At 41.5% G+C, this 17,313-nt stretch carries 18 protein-coding genes; 11 read left to right on the plus strand and 7 right to left on the minus strand.

The annotated features are described in order from the left end of the window. The first annotated feature begins 35 nt into the window (after window positions 1-35). Window positions 36-2,615 (plus strand): DEAD/DEAH box helicase, encoded by a 2,580-nt coding sequence (locus tag FZC78_RS20840; protein ID WP_148942014.1) that lies wholly within the window; start codon window positions 36-38, stop codon window positions 2,613-2,615. Window positions 2,616-3,114: 499 nt separating this feature from the next. Here FZC78_RS20840 and FZC78_RS20850 read toward each other — a convergent pair whose 3' ends face one another. Beyond that, window positions 3,115-4,257, minus strand: coding sequence for a CAP-associated domain-containing protein (locus FZC78_RS20850; protein ID WP_187445039.1), 1,143 nt, complete (start codon window positions 4,255-4,257; stop codon window positions 3,115-3,117). 277 nt (window positions 4,258-4,534) lie between these two features. Between FZC78_RS20850 and speD the strand changes: the two genes are divergently transcribed. Further along, a complete protein-coding gene (gene speD / locus FZC78_RS20855; protein ID WP_148942016.1) occupies window positions 4,535-5,356 on the plus strand; it encodes an adenosylmethionine decarboxylase in 822 nt (273 codons plus the stop codon). A 252-nt stretch (window positions 5,357-5,608) separates the two neighbouring features. Here the strand turns inward: speD and FZC78_RS20860 are convergent, their stop codons facing one another. After that, window positions 5,609-5,803 carry an alpha/beta-type small acid-soluble spore protein gene (locus tag FZC78_RS20860; RefSeq protein ID WP_148942017.1) on the minus strand — a complete coding sequence of 65 codons (195 nt, stop codon included), beginning with the start codon at window positions 5,801-5,803 and terminating at the stop codon, window positions 5,609-5,611. Window positions 5,804-6,121: 318 nt separating this feature from the next. Between FZC78_RS20860 and FZC78_RS20865 the strand changes: the two genes are divergently transcribed. From FZC78_RS20865 to FZC78_RS20880, 4 genes are all read left to right on the plus strand, one after another. Further along, entirely contained in the window at window positions 6,122-6,790 is a 669-nt protein-coding gene (locus FZC78_RS20865) for a GNAT family N-acetyltransferase (RefSeq protein WP_148942018.1), read from the plus strand. A 659-nt stretch (window positions 6,791-7,449) separates the two neighbouring features. Beyond that, the gene (locus FZC78_RS20870; protein WP_148942019.1) at window positions 7,450-7,647 is read left to right on the plus strand and encodes a hypothetical protein; all 198 of its coding nucleotides are present in this window, start codon (window positions 7,450-7,452) and stop codon (window positions 7,645-7,647) included. A gap of 57 nt (window positions 7,648-7,704) precedes the next feature. Next, entirely contained in the window at window positions 7,705-9,198 is a 1,494-nt protein-coding gene (locus FZC78_RS20875; RefSeq protein WP_148942020.1) for a DEAD/DEAH box helicase, read from the plus strand. 273 nt (window positions 9,199-9,471) lie between these two features. Next, on the plus strand, window positions 9,472-10,239 hold the full coding sequence (locus FZC78_RS20880) for an exodeoxyribonuclease III (protein ID WP_148942021.1): 768 nt from the start codon (window positions 9,472-9,474) through the stop codon (window positions 10,237-10,239). A 253-nt stretch (window positions 10,240-10,492) separates the two neighbouring features. Here the strand turns inward: FZC78_RS20880 and FZC78_RS23935 are convergent, their stop codons facing one another. From FZC78_RS23935 to FZC78_RS20890, 3 genes are all read right to left on the minus strand, one after another. Further along, window positions 10,493-10,834, minus strand: a complete 342-nt coding sequence (locus tag FZC78_RS23935; RefSeq protein ID WP_187445041.1) for a hypothetical protein — start codon at window positions 10,832-10,834, stop codon at window positions 10,493-10,495. A gap of 149 nt (window positions 10,835-10,983) precedes the next feature. After that, window positions 10,984-11,403, minus strand: coding sequence for a VOC family protein (locus FZC78_RS20885; RefSeq protein ID WP_148942022.1), 420 nt, complete (start codon window positions 11,401-11,403; stop codon window positions 10,984-10,986). 87 nt (window positions 11,404-11,490) lie between these two features. Then, the gene (locus FZC78_RS20890; protein WP_148942023.1) at window positions 11,491-11,691 is read right to left on the minus strand and encodes a hypothetical protein; all 201 of its coding nucleotides are present in this window, start codon (window positions 11,689-11,691) and stop codon (window positions 11,491-11,493) included. 160 nt (window positions 11,692-11,851) lie between these two features. Between FZC78_RS20890 and FZC78_RS20895 the strand changes: the two genes are divergently transcribed. Then, window positions 11,852-12,778, plus strand: coding sequence for a DMT family transporter (locus tag FZC78_RS20895; RefSeq protein ID WP_148942024.1), 927 nt, complete (start codon window positions 11,852-11,854; stop codon window positions 12,776-12,778). Between the two features lie 383 nt (window positions 12,779-13,161). Here FZC78_RS20895 and FZC78_RS20900 read toward each other — a convergent pair whose 3' ends face one another. After that, window positions 13,162-14,484: a short-chain fatty acid transporter gene (locus tag FZC78_RS20900; protein WP_148942025.1), complete on the minus strand. Its 1,323-nt coding sequence runs from the start codon at window positions 14,482-14,484 to the stop codon at window positions 13,162-13,164. Between the two features lie 153 nt (window positions 14,485-14,637). On the opposite strand from FZC78_RS20900, the gene FZC78_RS20905 reads away from it, so the two are divergent. Continuing rightward, entirely contained in the window at window positions 14,638-15,417 is a 780-nt protein-coding gene (locus tag FZC78_RS20905) for a S1C family serine protease (RefSeq protein WP_148942026.1), read from the plus strand. A gap of 3 nt (window positions 15,418-15,420) precedes the next feature. Here FZC78_RS20905 and FZC78_RS20910 read toward each other — a convergent pair whose 3' ends face one another. After that, complete coding sequence (locus FZC78_RS20910; RefSeq protein ID WP_148942027.1) at window positions 15,421-15,714, minus strand: hypothetical protein; 294 nt, start codon at window positions 15,712-15,714, stop codon at window positions 15,421-15,423. A gap of 191 nt (window positions 15,715-15,905) precedes the next feature. Between FZC78_RS20910 and FZC78_RS20915 the strand changes: the two genes are divergently transcribed. The 3 genes from FZC78_RS20915 to FZC78_RS20925 form a co-directional block, all read left to right on the plus strand. Then, a complete protein-coding gene (locus tag FZC78_RS20915) occupies window positions 15,906-16,208 on the plus strand; it encodes a DUF6509 family protein (RefSeq protein WP_148942028.1) in 303 nt (100 codons plus the stop codon). Window positions 16,209-16,229: 21 nt separating this feature from the next. Then, on the plus strand, window positions 16,230-16,490 hold the full coding sequence (locus FZC78_RS20920; RefSeq protein WP_148942029.1) for a DUF1292 domain-containing protein: 261 nt from the start codon (window positions 16,230-16,232) through the stop codon (window positions 16,488-16,490). A gap of 640 nt (window positions 16,491-17,130) precedes the next feature. Further along, window positions 17,131-17,313, plus strand: a 183-nt coding sequence (locus tag FZC78_RS20925) for a helix-turn-helix domain-containing protein (RefSeq protein ID WP_148941966.1), incomplete at its 3' end; no start/stop codon positions are given.

Raw genomic sequence — 17,313 nt, forward strand, 5'->3', positions numbered from 1 at the left:
TGAATCATTTAAGCAATATAAGAAAAGGTGATTACATGGAAAAACTTTATGAACTTCACGAAGAATCTATTCAAGATACTAAAAGAAAGGTCAAGGAGGATGTTTTCCGCTTCATGGAAAAAAAAGAAACACTTCCGTCTTTCGACAATTACCTACAAGAGAGGATTCATTATATAGAGCAGCTGTGGATGAATGTCTGGTTGAATAAAGTCACCAATTTCATCAGCAGAAGTGACAAAAAAGCCTTCCTCCGCAGCAGGGACTATGAGGTGGAGGGCGTCGACAAGAAATTAATCAATAAGGTGTTCCGCAATGAAATGAGAGATTACCACCCCTTTGACGTCGTTCACTGGCTTCAGGACCTTGCCGAATATCAGGAAGGGCAATGGGAAGAACGATATGAAATGGCAAGGGAAGGGTATCTGCTGCGCTTAGAGCAGGACAAGATTGAAGAGAAACAAAAAATGATCTCAAAGGAAATCACCAGCAGTCTTAGTGCGAAGTTTCATGAACTGAAAGATAGCTGGTATCTTCCAGTCCGGTTTGCTGCTGCTCAAAAGCTGGCAAACGATTTCCAGGAAAAAATCAGATACCGTCATGTGGATACCTTCATGCTGGAGGAGCAGCTGGAGGAACTAGGTCCTTTTGATCCAGAAGAGTACGGTGTGTTGAGTGAATTTTTTCAAGAACTGAATGGACTTATTCACCGCACCTTGCATAGAGGGCGAAGCTATTGGGAATATGAGACCTACTATTATGTTTACGAAGAATTCGTTTCCAGCTTTGTACTGAAAACCTTCCCGAAATCGCTGCACAGCCTAGTGGCAGATGAACATTCCCTTGAGTATCACCAGGCATTTGGAGACGAACTGACTCCTGATGAAATACGCAAATCGCTGCAGCATGACTTTCTTGATCAGGCCCAGATTTACATGGACCATCTACAAGAAGAGTATATTGATGACCTTTTGAACCTGGCTAAGATTCCATATGAAGAAAAAGCTCATGCAGCGATCCTTGAGAGAGATGCAGCTCAGAGGCAAGAGAGAAAAGCAGCAGAAAAAGCCGCTATTGAACGTAAACGAGAAGAAGAAGAACGGATGATGAACGATATATTCGGAAGAGAGTACAGCGCTTCCCTTGGAGGGAATACCCGTTATGTCCTTCATATAGGGGAAACCAATACAGGAAAGACTCATCACGCTTTAGAAAGCATGAAACGGGCGGAAAGCGGCCTTTACCTTGCTCCACTGCGCCTTCTTGCCCTTGAGGTATACGACAGGCTGAATAAGGAAGGAGTACCATGTGCCCTGAAAACAGGCGAGGAAGAAAAGTCGGCACATGGCGCACGCCATTTATCCTGCACTGTCGAAATGTTCTATGAAAAAGAAGAATACGAAGTAGTAGTCATTGACGAAGCGCAGATGATGGCTGACAAAGACCGAGGATTCTCCTGGTTTAAAGCCATTACCAAAGCACGGGCCAAAGAAGTTCACATTATCGGGAGCCGCAATGTCAAGCCCATGCTGATCGGACTGCTTGAAAACTGTGATATAGAAATCCTTGAGTACAGCAGGGATATCCCGCTTGAAGTCGAAAAAAGAGAATTCTCTTTAAAACATGCCAAAAGAGGAGATGCACTTGTCTGTTTTTCAAGAAGAAGAGTTCTCGAAACGGCCTCCCGGCTGCAAAATAACGGCCACACGGTCAGCATGATTTATGGAAGCATGCCGCCTGAAACCAGAAAAAAACAAATGCAGAGATTCATCAAAGGGGAAACAAGGGTCATTGTCGCGACAGATGCCATCGGAATGGGGCTCAACCTGCCGATCCGCCGGATAGTTTTCCTGGAAAATGATAAATTCGATGGAACAAGAAGAAGGACTCTGACCTCGCAGGAAGTCAAACAAATAGCCGGACGCGCTGGACGAAAAGGAATTTATGATGTCGGAAAAGTAGCTTTCACTAAAAATATTAAAATGATGGAAAAGCTGCTTCAACAGGAAGACGAACCTGTAGAATCATTTGCTATTGCGCCTACAAACTCCGTCTTTGAACGATTTCAAAAATATTTCCGCGACCTTGGAAGGTTCTTCGAATTATGGGAGAAGTTTGAAAGTCCATTCGGTACGAAGAAAGCTTCTCTCTATGAAGAACGTGAACTGTATGAACTTGTAAGAGGAACAGAAATTGAAGGACGCTTGTCAATGATGGACCTTTATGGCTTTCTGCATCTCCCCTTTTCGAAAAAAGAACCTGAGTTAACCTCTCAATGGCTTGAAACAATGGATGCGCTGATAAGTGGAAACGATCTTCCTGAACCGAAGCTGAAACAAAAAAATCTTGAACAGCAGGAAGTCGCTTATAAGGCAGTAGGTCTTCATCTTTTATTCCTCTACCGTCTGGGAAGAGGAACAGAAGCAATTTATTGGGAGCGTCTCCGACAGGACATTGCCGAAGGAGTACATGAAAGCTTGAACACAGAAGTATCAACCTTTACCCAGAAATGCAAAAATTGCGGGAAGAGACTGCCGGCAGGATTCAAGTTTCCTATCTGTGACAGCTGCCATTATTCCCGAGTGCGGAAGAGGGGACCGCGAAAAAATAAAGGCTGAGTTTCTTAAGAAGCACTCAGGCATTCTGGGAGTTGTGGCCTATGCGACGATGATTTTATCAAGGATCCTTCAAGGAAAAGATTTCAGCCGAAGTGCCGCTTTGCTATAAAAAAAGCGCAAGTGCCCCTTTTAGCCCCGACAGGCAAATGTTCCCCGGAGAAAAAAAGGCGGTCTTTCCTTTTATTCTCCGGGGGTTATTTGATCCCGAGTGGCTAAGTCCGTTCCAGTGGGTACGGACCCTCGGGCGCTGGAGCTGGATTCAAAAACGCTGCCTAATACTCGCTCTAAGAATTTTATTCTTTCTTATCTTACTAGAAAAACTCTTTGACTCAGCCAAACGTCCCTTAGAAAAGCTTCTTTTAAGGTTTTTCTAACCAAGCTTTTTTGCGAACTAGTCTAGTCTTACTATAAAAAATCCGCTTCCATATTGGAGGCGGATTTTTTATAGTGTAATATTACAACTCCAAAGAAATACCGTGCCGGTAAAGGCACGGTATTGTTAATTACTAAAAAAGTTCTCTGTATAGTACGGCTGTGATTCCTCGTTAAAGGCGACTCCAACACCGAGGTATTCATAATCTTCCTTAATGATATTCTTTCTGTGGCCCATTGAATTCATCAAACCTTCATGGGCGAAGATAGAACTGAATTGTCCATAGGCCAGATTCTCGCCGGCAACGGTGAAGGTAATATTGTCCTCCTGCATTCTGTCGAATGGCGACTGGCCTTCCAAGTTAGTATGATTAAAGTAGTTGTTCTCAGCCATATCCAAGCTGTGTGCCCGTGCTGTGACCTTTACCTGGTCATCCCACGATAATAAAGGAAGACCATGATTGACGCGTGTAGCATTTGTAAGGTCAAAGAGCTGGTACTCAAAGCCTTCCTTTAATTCAGAACTTCCGTCAGAGTAGATATCTTTCTTGCCTTGTTCCATTTCTTCGTCAATAACCTGCAGTGCCGTAACGGTTTCACTTTCATGCTTATCATAAAAAACCGTAATATAACTGCTGTCCCGTTGATAAATTTCATATTCACCATCATCCTGCAGTTGATAATAGACAAGGCCTTTTCTGATTTTTGAAATAGGTTCTCCAAGGACTTCATGTACTTCATCTTTAGAGCTGTTCAAAGCGATCCCTGAATCTGAAGCTATTAAATCCTGATTGGTGTATAGGGCGCTTATCTGATTATTTTCATCGAAAGCTGCCATGAGGAAATTATGATAATCCTGGTGATAGGCATGCCATTCAACTCCATATTCATTGACGGAAGAGCGGTCGGGAGTTCCAATCATTTCCTCAACCGCCTCTCTTGTATCCCCAATTTCAAGGTTATGAATGGAGAACACCTGATTCTCCGGCTTAGTCAGTTCCGGCTTGCTTACCTCTACCGCTTCTGTATCTTCGTTGGGCTTCTGTACTTCTTCTTTTACATCTTGAAGTGATCCTTCTAATCCATAAATGATGGATCCGATCTTGTCATTGATTTTGGTTAAGGCATCCTGCACATCGGGATTTTCTTTAAAAGAATCAAATTTAGCAATTGTATCATTCATAAAGGAAGAATCGAGATAATCTTCCCAATAAGGCTTGGTGTTAAAAGCTGCGACTATAATTATAATGAGCAACAGTAATCTTCTCATTGTCCACGCTCCAATCTTATATCCATTTTACCCGAATTCCCCGTTATCAAAAACTCTGAAACATATTAAACAACCTTTTTTATACTGGAAATTTAATGTTGCTGCACTGTATTTTAAAGCTGAGGCCATCTAACCTCTTCTTAAAAAAGGGGTTTCACTAGGTGCATCACCCATATAAAAAGAATACCGTTTTATTCTCTGAATGACAGGGTATCATAACAAATAACTAAGAGTTGAAACGTACCGTTTCTGCATCATTACATAGGGGGAAAATATTATGAAAATGTCTCATGAAGAAAGAATACAGCTCCACGAATTTAATAACCTGACGAAATCATTAAGCTTTAACATGTACGATATATGTTATACGCGCACAAGAGAAGAGCGTGAAGCTTACATTGAATATATCGATGAACAGTATAATGCAGACCGCCTCACAAAGATTCTGTCCAATGTATCGGATATCATCGGGGCACATGTTCTCAATATAGCAAAACAGGATTACGTCCCACAAGGTGCTTCTGTCACCATTCTTGTTTCTGAAGGACCGATTGTGGAAGTGCCGAATGAGCATTTCGACGAGTCACCAGGGCCGCTTCCTTCAGCTGTTACCATGCAGCTCGATAAAAGCCATATCACTGTCCACACCTATCCGGAGTACCATCCACATGAAGGAATCAGTACATTCCGTGCTGACATAGATGTATCCACATGCGGGGAGATTTCCCCACTTAAAGCGCTAAATTACCTGATTCATTCGTTCGAGACAGATGTTATGACGATGGATTACAGAGTGAGAGGATTCACAAGGGATATCAGCGGACGCAAGTTATTCATTGATCATGATATCAACTCGATTCAAAATTATATTCCTGAAGAAATTAAAGAGGAATACGACATGATAGATGTAAATGTCTATCCGCAAAATATTTTTCACACCAAATGTAAACTGAAGGAATTCGATTTAAACAATTATCTGTTTGGTTACACCAAAAGCAAGCTGGAAGAACATGAAGTGAAGGAAATTACCGATAAGCTAAAATTAGAAATGGATGAAATCTTTTACGGAAAAAATATGCCAGGCAGCTTAACCGAATGAACTATCTAAGTCCCCGGAAACGGGGGCTTTTTTATTAATAAAGGCTCTTTTCGTAAACTTTGTTGCTATTTCTAAAAAAACTAATCATAATTCATCTTAATAACCATGTGATCATGAAAAGAAAAGAGCTGCTTTCCCCCGATTAGAGAGAAATCCCTTAGTATCCGGGGATATCCGAAAGCAACAATCTATGCGAAAACAGCATTAATAAAATAGTGTAGTCCCCTTCAAAAACGAAGGGGACATAAACTTTTACTGATTCTGTCCTTCAGCTAACGTCTGCTGGGCAAGAGCGACCAGTCTCTTAGTCATCTCTCCTCCAACAGATCCGTTGGCACGTGCGGTCGTATCTGCTCCAAGTGTTACTCCAAACTCATTGGCGATTTCTTCTTTCATCTGGTTCAATACTCTTTCTGATCCAGGAACCACAAGTTTGTTTCTTGCCATGGTAGATTCACTCCCGATGAAGGATTGAGCAAGAATCTGCTCTATCTTAATGTAACCTCTCAGAAGGCTTTCCATTAGGGTTTCCAAAAAAATACGCCAGCCAATTATTTCTATGTGTCAGGCGACTGATAGAAAAAGTCCATTCCCTGATCTTTCACAATATACACTCAATTTGGTAAAATAATAAATAACTTATTATAGGATGTGCTCCTATCGTCATTCATTTCAATTGGAAAAGATGAATAGAGGCAGAAGTAGTGAACGCTGCTTTAATAACCGATAGAGCGTTATATTTAAAAGGACAGGGAGGTTCTATATTTGTATAGAAAAAAGCTGTATGTTTTCAAAAGAGACCAGCCTCTTGAAGCTGTCATTAGAACGTATAAACATTCGGACTTCCAAGGTCTGATAAGGATTCAGCAGGAGAGCTTTCCGCCGCCATTCCCATCAGACTTATGGTGGAGTGAGGAACAACTATCAAACCATTTAGCGTTATTTCCCGAAGGAGCTCTGTGCATAGAGGTGGAAGGAGAGATTGCAGGTTCAATTACAGGCATGATCACTAATTTTGACCCACAGGATATAAAGCATTCTTGGTCTGAAGTGACCAGTGACGGTTATATTCATACGCATAATCCTAATGGTAATGCTCTCTACATAGTAGACATCGGTGTCTCTCCCGCATTCAGAGGGCTTGGTTTAGGCAAGGCCCTGATGCAGTCTATGTATGAAGTGGTTGTACAGCTTCGATTGGAGCGTCTCCTGGGCGGGGGAAGAATGCCAGGATACGGGGAAAGAGCAGCTGTAATGTCCGCTTCTCAATATCTCGAAGCAGTTATCAAAGGTGAACTTCATGACAAAGTCATTTCCTTTTTGCTTCGATGTGGACGTCTGCCTGTCGGTATCATACCGGATTATCTTGAAGACGAAGAATCAGGAAACCATGCTGCACTGATGGAGTGGAGAAATCCTTTTTTTAGCGTATGAAGGAAAAAACCTCATGTTTACTGTGAGGTTTTTTCTTTTTTAAACTAAACTTTTTTAAGTTGTATTACTAGAGAGTAATGGTTTTCCGTTCCAATCCTTCTTCGCAAAAGCGGGTGGTGGATAAAATAGTATTTAAAGCTCTTTTCCTGATCTTTTTGAAAAAGAAAGCCTAAAAAGCTAGTGGTTAACTGAATTAAGCCGGTATGCAATATAGAAAAGAGCTGTTCCCTTTTTTGATAAAAAACTTATTATCCCTTGGATATCTGTAAGCATCCATCTCTACGAATACAACCATCAAAAAAGATTTAGGATTAAGAACAGTCTCCTCTTTAAAAAGATCCGCACTGTGTATTTATGTTTCGTTCTCTTTATATTAACTATTAAAGATGCTTATTTTTAAAGCATCAAAATTCAATGAATCATTTTATTAGTTTTCCCAAAAAATATATCGGGGAATATAGATTGATCAACTTTATGAAAAATCGCTATCAAAAATCCACTTTGTTTTAAATGCTTCTAAGACAATATCCGACATATATCGATAAATGCAATTGTATTATGAGGAATTACGTGCTATCATTCACTATATGCCTGTTATCAGACTGCTAGCAGATTGATAACAAGTGCTAGAAAGCTGTCATGAAGGGAAGTTTAGTACTGTGAGTGATTCAAACAGAATTCAGTTGAATGTCCGCATAAGCAAAGATACAGCCGATATGCTTGATGAAATTGTTGACTATTATCAAAAAAACACGAAGCTTGGAAGAGTATATAAAGGCGATGTGCTAACCGATATCATCGAAAAATCTCACGGCTTGATGGAAAAGCAGAAAGCTATTCAAAATAGAAAATACTAAAGTTCAAAAACTTAAAGCAGCATATTTCCTTTTAAAGGTGAAAGTAGGGATTCCATTTTGAAAGACTTTAAATCATTAGGAATTTCTGAAGAGATTACTTCAAGACTTCAGAAAAATAATGTTACAACTCCAACTCCCATCCAGGAAAAAGCAATACCTTCTGTTATGGGGCATAAGGACGTAATTGCACAAGCACAAACGGGAACAGGTAAAACACTTGCTTTTATCTTGCCGGTCATCGAAAGGTTTGATTTTGACAAACAAAGCATCCAGGCATTGATTGTGACGCCGACCAGAGAACTTGCCCTTCAAATAACGGAAGAAGTTCGAAAGCTGATCCGCCATATAGATGGAATCAGTGTTCTCCCTGTGTATGGCGGCCAAGACGTGGATAAGCAGCTTAGTAAACTAAAAAGAAATGTGGGAATTGTTGTTGGAACTCCCGGAAGAATCTTAGATCATATAGGGAGAGGAACCATTGATTTATCACAAATTGATACACTTGTATTGGATGAAGCAGATCAAATGCTTCACATAGGTTTCTTGAAAGAAGTCGAGATGATTATTAAGGAAACTCCCGCGACCAGGCAGACTCTTTTATTTTCCGCGACCATCCCGGATGAAATCAAGGTTCTCTCAAAAAAACATATGAAAAATCCACAGTATATTTCTGCGGAAAGAACTCAAGGACCAGCCAAGAGTGTGAAACAATTGGCGGTTTTCGTGAACGACAGAGAGAAACAATCCACTCTTATCGATATGATAAAAGAAAAACAACCCTATCTTGCGGTGATTTTCTGCAGAACAAAACGAAGAGTATCTAAATTATATGGAGAACTTGTTTCGTTCGGATTCAGCTGTGATGAATTGCACGGTGATTTATCTCAGGCCAAACGTGAGAAGGTAATGAAAAAGTTCCGTGAAGCCGAGTTTCAATTATTGATCGCGACTGATGTGGCGGCTCGAGGCCTGGATGTTGAGGGCGTCACACATGTCTTCAATTACGATATTCCTGAAGATGCAGACAGCTATGTACACAGAATCGGAAGGACAGGGAGAGCAGGTGAAACAGGCCTTGCCGTTACATTCTATTCTCCTGCCCAAAAGGACGATCTTACTCAAATTGAGAAGGACTTGAACATCAAGCTCCCTAAGCAGACAATCGGGAATGTAACCGAAAGGGATTCGAAGCCAAAACAAAAATCGGCTAAGAATCCAAGTACCGACAGAGCAAGAAACCCTAAAGAGAAACAAACAGGGGGCAGCCGGAACAACTCTGAGGATCGTTCACGCTCAAGAAACAGCAGGGGCACTAAGCCCGCAGCCTCCGATAAACCCAGGAGCAGTAAAACTTCCAAATCAGCTTCTTCCAAAGGTAGAAGACAATCAAATGTATTGGAATCCAAAGAAGTTTCACGAGGCTCTCTCCATAAGTTTGCTGATAAAAGCAGCAAAGGCGGAAAGACCCGCAGCAGTGGTACTTCAAGGGGAAAAACAGCCGGCCGACCAGCCAGAGGTTCTTCAACAGGCAGGAATCAAAGGAAAAAATAATAAATGCTTTCCTTTGATTCACTGAAGGTTATTTGACCCCGAGGGGCTAGGCGCTCTGGGTCAAAAGCATAAGCGCCTTGATCAGCCACATGCTAAGAGTTATCCACAAAGAGATATCTTATAATTTCCTTTGTAATTAAAAAAAAGCGTACAAATCCTGAAGGATTGTACGCTTTTTCGCTTTAACGCACTATAGTTAATTCTCACAACGTGAAGCCGCCTCTGTTTTCTGTTAGAATAGGACTCTAGTAAATCAACGGGAGAGAAGCAATTATGAAATTAGTATCTTGGAATGTTAATGGGATAAGGGCTTGTGTTAAAAAGGGATTTTTAGACTTTTTCCATGAGACAGATGCCGATATTTTTTGTATACAAGAATCCAAGCTCCAGGAAGGACAAATTTCTCTGGAGTTGGACAACTACCATCAATACTGGAATTACGCTGAACGAAAAGGGTATTCCGGAACAGCGGTCTTTACGAAAGAAAAGCCGCTTTCCGTCTCTTATGGAATAGGCGAAGAGGAGAGTGAACCGGAAGGACGGTCTATCACCTTGGAATTTGAGAACTTTTTTCTGCTGAATGTTTATACTCCTAATTCAAAAAGGGACCTAACGAGACTGGCAGACAGACTGAATTGGGAAGAACGGGTCAGAGCCTATATTAAAGTATTAGATGCTGTCAAACCTGTAATCTATTGCGGGGATTTGAATGTAGCGCATAATGAAATCGATCTTCGGAATCCTAAATCCAATGATGGCAATTCAGGATTCACCCTGCAAGAGCGGGAGAAAATGACGCTTTTGCTTGAAGAAGGCTTTGTCGACAGCTTCCGTCATATATACCCTGAGAGAGACCAGGCATATACATGGTGGTCCTACATGAGCAAGGTACGAGAGAGGAATATAGGATGGCGGATCGATTATTTTATCGTTTCGGACAGACTTAAGCACACTTTGACGGATGCAGGGATGAATACGGATACTCTCGGAAGTGATCATTGTCCTGTTTACCTTGAGCTTGAAATAGAAAAGGGAATTTAGCACTCCTCACCCATAACGATTTGTATTATATTGCTCAAAGGCTCTTTTCGTATAGTTTGTTGCTATTTTATATGATCTTCGTAAGAAAGGCCCCTTGACAGGAAATATCCTGGAAGAATGAGCTGATTCACATATAGAGAGAAAAATTAGTATAAGGCGGGGTGCTCATGGCATTTTTCAAAAATAATAATAAATGCCAAAACTCTCTATTTAACTAAATGATTGATGCTTTAGAATGCTACCTTCACGCCCTTTACGTAGAGGATCTTCGCTGCAGGCGTACGATCTCCTGCGGGACTAGCGGTCGTCTAGTTCCAGCGCCTAGCCCCTCGGGGTCATATAACCCGGAGAGAATAAAAGGAAAAACAGCCTTTTTTTCTCTTGAGAACATTTGCCTGTCGGGACTGACCAAGGCGCTTCCACTTTTGATGACAGGTGACACCCCCAATCTAGTTCCAGCGCCCAGCCCCTCGGGGTCATATAACCCGGAGAGAATAAAAGGAAAAACAGCCTTTTTTTCTCTTGAGAACATTTGCCTGTCGGGACTGATCAGGGCGCTTCCACTTTTTATACAGGCGAAGCCGAGGAGGCTCACCGCCCGCCCCGCGGAGTCGTCCGCCTGGAGCGGAGATCTATTACTTCTCAAAGCCACAATCTTTGCGAAAACAGCCTTCTCAAAAAGGCTTGCAGATCATCTCCTAGATGAGAATTATCTCCAAGCCGCTGTGACCTGTTACCAGCTGTTCATTTTTCATTTGGATAATCACAATACTCGATAATGGTGCCTTCGGTATCTGCGGGGTTAAGATAGATGAGCCTTCTTCCATGTTTATTGGTTCGCAAAGTGTCCTCCAGTGTACGGATACCTTGTTCCTCCAGTTCTGCAAGAGCTACATCCAAATTATCGACCCTGTAGGCAACATGATGAACTCCCTTACCTTTTTGCCTGATGAACCGGGCAATGGGGGAGGTAGTGTTATTAGTCGGGGAAAGGAGTTCGAATCGGTCCTTCCCAAGTTCAATGACGGCTATTTCACTTTCCACTCCTGCCGCTTCACTCCGATATCGATCGAGTAAAACTCCTCCAAGCACCTCTGTATATATATGTATGCCATTATCTAAATCTCTGATGGCAATGCCAATATGATCCAGTTTCTTTTCCATGATGGCTTTCACTCCTTTGCCTCATTCTACATCACCTTATATATATCTCACAAAAAAGAGACCCTCAGAAAGCAGTCTCAGTAAATTTTAGTAAGAGCTTTTTTGAAACAATTTCTTTACAGCAAGATAAATAATCACCAATGAGAACACCACAATGACAATTACTGCCAAGCCTGCCAATGGAGCACCTAGAGGACCCAAAAACCCTGCAGCAGTAACACCTGTTACAAATAACAGAGCAAACCCTGCTCCAATCGCCGCTAGAAATAACAGCAAGTAATAATACATATTTTTCCCCTCCTTTGATACAGCATATGTTCTAACAGAAGGGCTTGATTGGTCATTCATCCAGTGTTTAATTCTCCATTTATGCAGCTCTCTATTAGGAATGGTTCAGATGGACAAGCATATAGTGTAAGTATAATCCACGGCGGGAAGGGATAAATCGATGAGTAATTACAATGCCAAAATTGCTGCTTCACTATATGCGGCAATGGCGATTTTTTTCTGGGGAGTTTCTTTCGTATCAGCAAAAATAGTCTTGGGCAAACTTGATCCTTTTACACTGATTGTCTTTCGTTTTGGGATAGGAGCGGTGTTCTTACTCGCTGTTATCCTCTTGACGAGAGAAAGGATCTTGTTTTCCTTACGCTATTTCCCTCACTTGTTTATACTCGCCATTCTGGGGACGTTCTGCCACCAGCTGCTTCAGACGACTTCACTTATTTTCATCGATGCTTCTTCGGCAGGATGGCTCATTTCCGTTACACCTGTATTCACTGTTCTGCTTTCTATGGTTTTTTTACATGAAAAATTGAGTATTGGCAAGTCTCTCGGCATCATAGCCGCCATCATGGGAGTCATCATGGTCACTTCGGCAGGAAATGATGACGGTTGGAATTTTACATTTAACATAGGCTTTTTTCTTATGCTCCTCAGCACCTTGAATTGGGCAGTATATACAGTTCTTTTAAAAAGTTTAAAAATACCGTTAGAGCCAACCGCACTGACGTTTTACATCACGTTTATCGGCTTTCTCGTTTCTTTGCCCTTTATAATTAGAAATCATGGGTGGGTGAGCCTTCCCGGATTGACTGCAATAGAATGGGGGCATCTGCTGTTTCTTGGTATATTTGTCTCGGGGACAGGCTATTGGTTCTGGGCTAAATCCTTGAAAGTCCTTCAGGCTTCTCAAGCCGGCGTGCTGTTGTACCTTGAGCCGATCGTTACATTTGCCGCGGCCATCATCATCCTTCATGAAAAAGCCATGTTAACCAGCATTGCAGGAGGGCTGATAATAATTGCGGGTGTAGCCGCTGTGAATGGAAATTTCTTTTCAAGAAGGAGACCTGGATTCCCGAGGACAAAAAAATAAGGCTCTTTTCGTCAACTTTGTTGTTATTTGACACTAACATAGAAGAAAATAATTAAAATTCACCGAAAGAACCAGGTAAATAGAAAAGAAAAGAATTGCTCTTCCAGATTTGAGAGAAAACCCTTAGTATCCGGGGGGGGGGAATCCGGCTCTATAGATTTTCCCGAAAGCAACTTCGTATGCGAAAACAGCTAAAAATAAAGACAAGCAGTCAGGAAATCTGGCCGCTTGTCTTTTGTCTTGCTCTACGATTTGGGTTCAACTCTTTCGCTTTTATGAATTCTAAAATCGGAGTTTTTCTCTCTAACCAAGAAGATGTTAATTCTGCTGGCGATCATTTCCGAGTTATATATCGAATAACAAGAAAATATACGAAAAGAGCCTTACAGAAACAACAGACCTAATGAAATCACAATTCCGCTCACTACCAGCGTAATGGTGCAGAATCCCATAATGTCTTTCGCTTTCAGCCCTGCAATAGCAAGGGCCGGCAATGCCCAAAATGGCTGGATAAGATTTGTCCATGCATCTCCCCATGCGACAGCCATTGCCGTTTTGGCAGTGGACACCCCGAGAGTCTGTGCTGCTTCAAGCATGACTGGGGCTTGAACTGCCCATTGCCCGCCTCCTGAAGGCACAAAGAAATTGACAATCCCGGCACTGATGAAAGCAAAGAACGGGAAGGTAAAGTCGTTTGAGATAGAGACAAATCCTTCAGACATGACAGCAGCAAGACCTGACGCTGTCATCATCCCCATGATCCCTGCGTAAAATGGAAATTGGATGATGATTCCGCTCGCTCCTTTAACCGCTTTAAGAACTGCTTCCAAAAAGCGTCTTGGCGTGCGGTGAAACAGGATGCCGAGGAATAAGAATAAGAAATTGACAATATTGAGATTCAGTAAAAATCCATTATGAACAAAATAGTATAGTAAGAATGCGATTCCCATAATGCCGGTTAATAAAGACACTATAAAACTATTCTCCAGTCGGTCAGCCGGGGTATTAGCACTTAAGGATTCTGTCCTCATCTCCGAATCATCTTCTTCAAGAATCTTCGGGTCAACAGTCACAGTATCACTTCTTGAAGGAATCATCAATCGGTTTAGAATTGGAAGTATGATGAAAAGAGCCAATACAATTGCAACATTAAATAAGGCAAAAATGGTTTCATTGGTAGGAATGATTCCAATTAAATCTTGAGAAAAATGTCCTTCCGTAGCGATGGTCAAAGGGATAGAACCCGAAAAGCCTCCGTGCCAGACGATAAAACCACTGTAAGCGCTTGCAATTAAAAGCCTGTAATCTACATTTTTAACCCTTCTGGCCAATTCCTTGGCAAAAAGAGCCCCTATTACAAGTCCAAATCCCCAATTGATCCAGCTGGCGATAATCGAGACGACCGTGACAATAATGATTGCCTGGGAAGGGGATTTCGCCTTGGAAGCCAGCAGCCCTAATCCTTTCTTAAAAATGGGACTGCTTGCCAGTACATAACCTGTCACAAGAACAAGCACCATCTGCATGGAAAAAGCCAGCAGCCCCCAGAACCCTTCGCCCCAAAATTGAACCATGTTTACAACGGAGCTGTCTGTAAAGATCAGACCCATAGCCAAAACAATGAAGGTAAGGATTACTACAAACAAAAAGGGGTCAGGCAGATACCGCTGCATGATTCGGTTGAAAAAAGAAATTAACTTTCCCATCGAATTCCTCCTTATAATTAGTGCGTACTAGTACCTACTACTATTTTTAAAAGTCTATAAATATTCCAAGAACGATGGAAGAAAAGTTAATGTTAGTAATGGAAGGCTGTTTTGCGTTACACTTATACTAGGAAAAAACGAACGGAGGAACCTATGGAGAATCATAATAATCCTCATTCACAAAATGAAGAAGAAAAAGATATTTTCAGCGATGAACCTGATCTTGAAGATTTTTTAACAGAAGAAGAGGAAGAGGCGCCTGCAAGAAAGAAAACCAGATCTTTTTTTGCAAAAGTGACAGCCTACGCCATTGCCCTTAGTTTGGTGGTAAGCGTCCTGGCCGTCTGGGTAAGGGTATTCAATCTGCCTTCGTTCTCTTTTCTTGAAAAATCCAATGAGCTTTCTAAAATAGAGAATATCCAAAATTATAAAGAAGCCGTTGTCACTCTGGAAGGCAGCGGGGTAAAGGGAACAGGCTTCAATATTGCCGAGGAAGGAACCATAGTGACTAACTATCATGTCATAGAAGACATGGCTTCCATTACGGTGATCTTTCCCAGTGGTGATATTATGAAAGCAGAGCCGGCCGAAGAATTTCCTGATTTGGATATTGCCATACTTGAAGTGGAGGGAAAAGATCTTCCTTACCTTGAAATCCAGGAAGAAAGAGGGGGGCGGAAGGGGGATTCCATCTATGTCATCGGAAACCCCCTTGCCTATAACCAGATTGTGATGGAAGGTGACATCAGCAGAGCAGAAGACAGGTTGTACCTGACAGCACCGATTGAAAAAGGGAATAGCGGCAGCCCTGTTATAGACTCCAATGGAAAGGTGATAGGAGTTGTTTATGCCATGACCGTCCCGGCTATAGGCAGTGGGAAGGAACCTGAAGGACTGGCTGTTCCGGTCAGTGAAATACCAGTCCTTCAATAATCACTATTTCTTTTCGATTTCTTCCGTAATCACAAAGCATAGTTCTTCATTTCCGTACATTTCCAGAATGGAAAGCAGAGAAGAGAGGGGAATTTCATCAGATTCTTCTTTCGGGACTGTAGAATCAAGTGCTTCTATCAAAAGAGGATTCTGCCCCTGGTGAGGATACGCTCTAGTATAAACCTTCTGTGGATCCAGTTCATTGTTCCGGCACCATTGAGCAAATGCAAGAATCATCATTTTTTCGTCCTTCTGATATTTTTGAATGATTTCTTTTTCAGTGAAATGGCTGTACATGGAGATTCTCCTTCTGAATGAAATTATTTGAAAAGTTTCCCGGGAAACCGCAAGATGCGACAGTTTCCCTTACCTTTAAACATCCTTAGTACTTATCTTAAATATTACAGCACAGTTTGTCGAATACGTGTATAATTGCGTGGAATTAACTAAAATTAATCTATAGAAGTTTCGAAAGGAATGCATCATTTATGAAAATTACTGGACACACAGTTGAACACCTGGAAGATCCAACGGGAATCCTCCAAGGTGAACGGTATGAATACCTTCTCGAAGTGGAAGTGCCGGAAGATGACGAACTGCATACCGAAAATGGTCTTTTGATCAAAGCGATTTATGCCGTTGATGAAAAGGGTGCACGCGTCGCCCAGTATTATCTGATGGAACAATCCACTGAAAAATACCTCGATTTTGAACTAGAAGAAGAAGAGGAAGAGTTAATCGGTACATACATTGCCAGGCAGCACAGTGAAGAAGAATCTGAATCAGTTTAATTGAAGAGAGGGGAATCATAAATGGAGAAAGTAAAAGTTGGAGAAATATTTACTTTGATTGGCGAAGACGACCAGGAACAGGATATTGAGGTTCTTGCCACGTTGACACTTGAGGGAAATGACTATGCAGCCGTAGCCTTTGCAGATGACGTACGTGAACAGTCTCAGGAGGACATGGACATCTTCTTTTTGAAAGTGGATTCTGAAGGCGACCTGACCGGTATTGATGACGACAATGAATTTGCGAAAGTATCAACAGCGTTTTCGGAGAATATGGGGTAATGAGCTAGTAGGAAAAGCGCTTCCTGAAATTCAGAGTGCACTGAAAAATTCTCACAATAAGGAAAAAGGCATAATCGTTCACTCCAAAGAGCGATTCTGCCTTTTTTACTTCAGGTTTTACCAAAAAGGGTTGATTTTCGTTACAGGTGGGCCACCCCGAATGGATCTTATAGTAAAAGAGGCCTGTTACTTTCTAAAAATAAGATCCAGCGGTAATAATAAGGGAACTTTTTTCCGTTAATTGCAAACTCAAAATCATTTTGGAGTAAATAGAGGAAGTTTTTACTCTTATATGTGAAAAAAGCACGATTTTTCTAGTTATATAGTTAATTAAGGGAAATATATTCCCCTATTTAAGATATTTTCAGTGTTTTTTCTTTAATAAGGGAACTCTTTTCCTCTATTTTCTATCCAAACTCTGGATCCTAGTAATATGTGCCACCGGTCACTATCCTTCTTTCCATCGACTAGTTGAGAAAGCAGCTAACGAAATAAACAAAGCAACATATTCAATGCTTTCAAAGAAAAAAGTCAACTTTTCTTCTTATAGATTATCATATTAAGTCGAACGGCTCGTAAATTAAAATAGCTCAAGTGGGTACACAATAGTTAACGCCAATCAACTAAGGAGTGTTCCCAAATGAGCTATACCCATATCGTACCACAGGAACGTGTATTAATTGAAAGTTATTGCCTGGAAAAGAAGTCGCTCTCCTATATTGCCGCACAGTTGAAAAGAAGCAAGAGCACCATTCATTACGAGCTAAAACGCTGTAAGCCTTATAATGCCCTGCAGGCCCAGCTCGACTACGATGCCAAGCGG

This window comes from Rossellomorea vietnamensis, from assembly GCF_008180415.1.
In the GTDB taxonomy this organism is placed as follows: Bacteria; Bacillota; Bacilli; order Bacillales; family Bacillaceae_B; genus Rossellomorea; species Rossellomorea vietnamensis_C.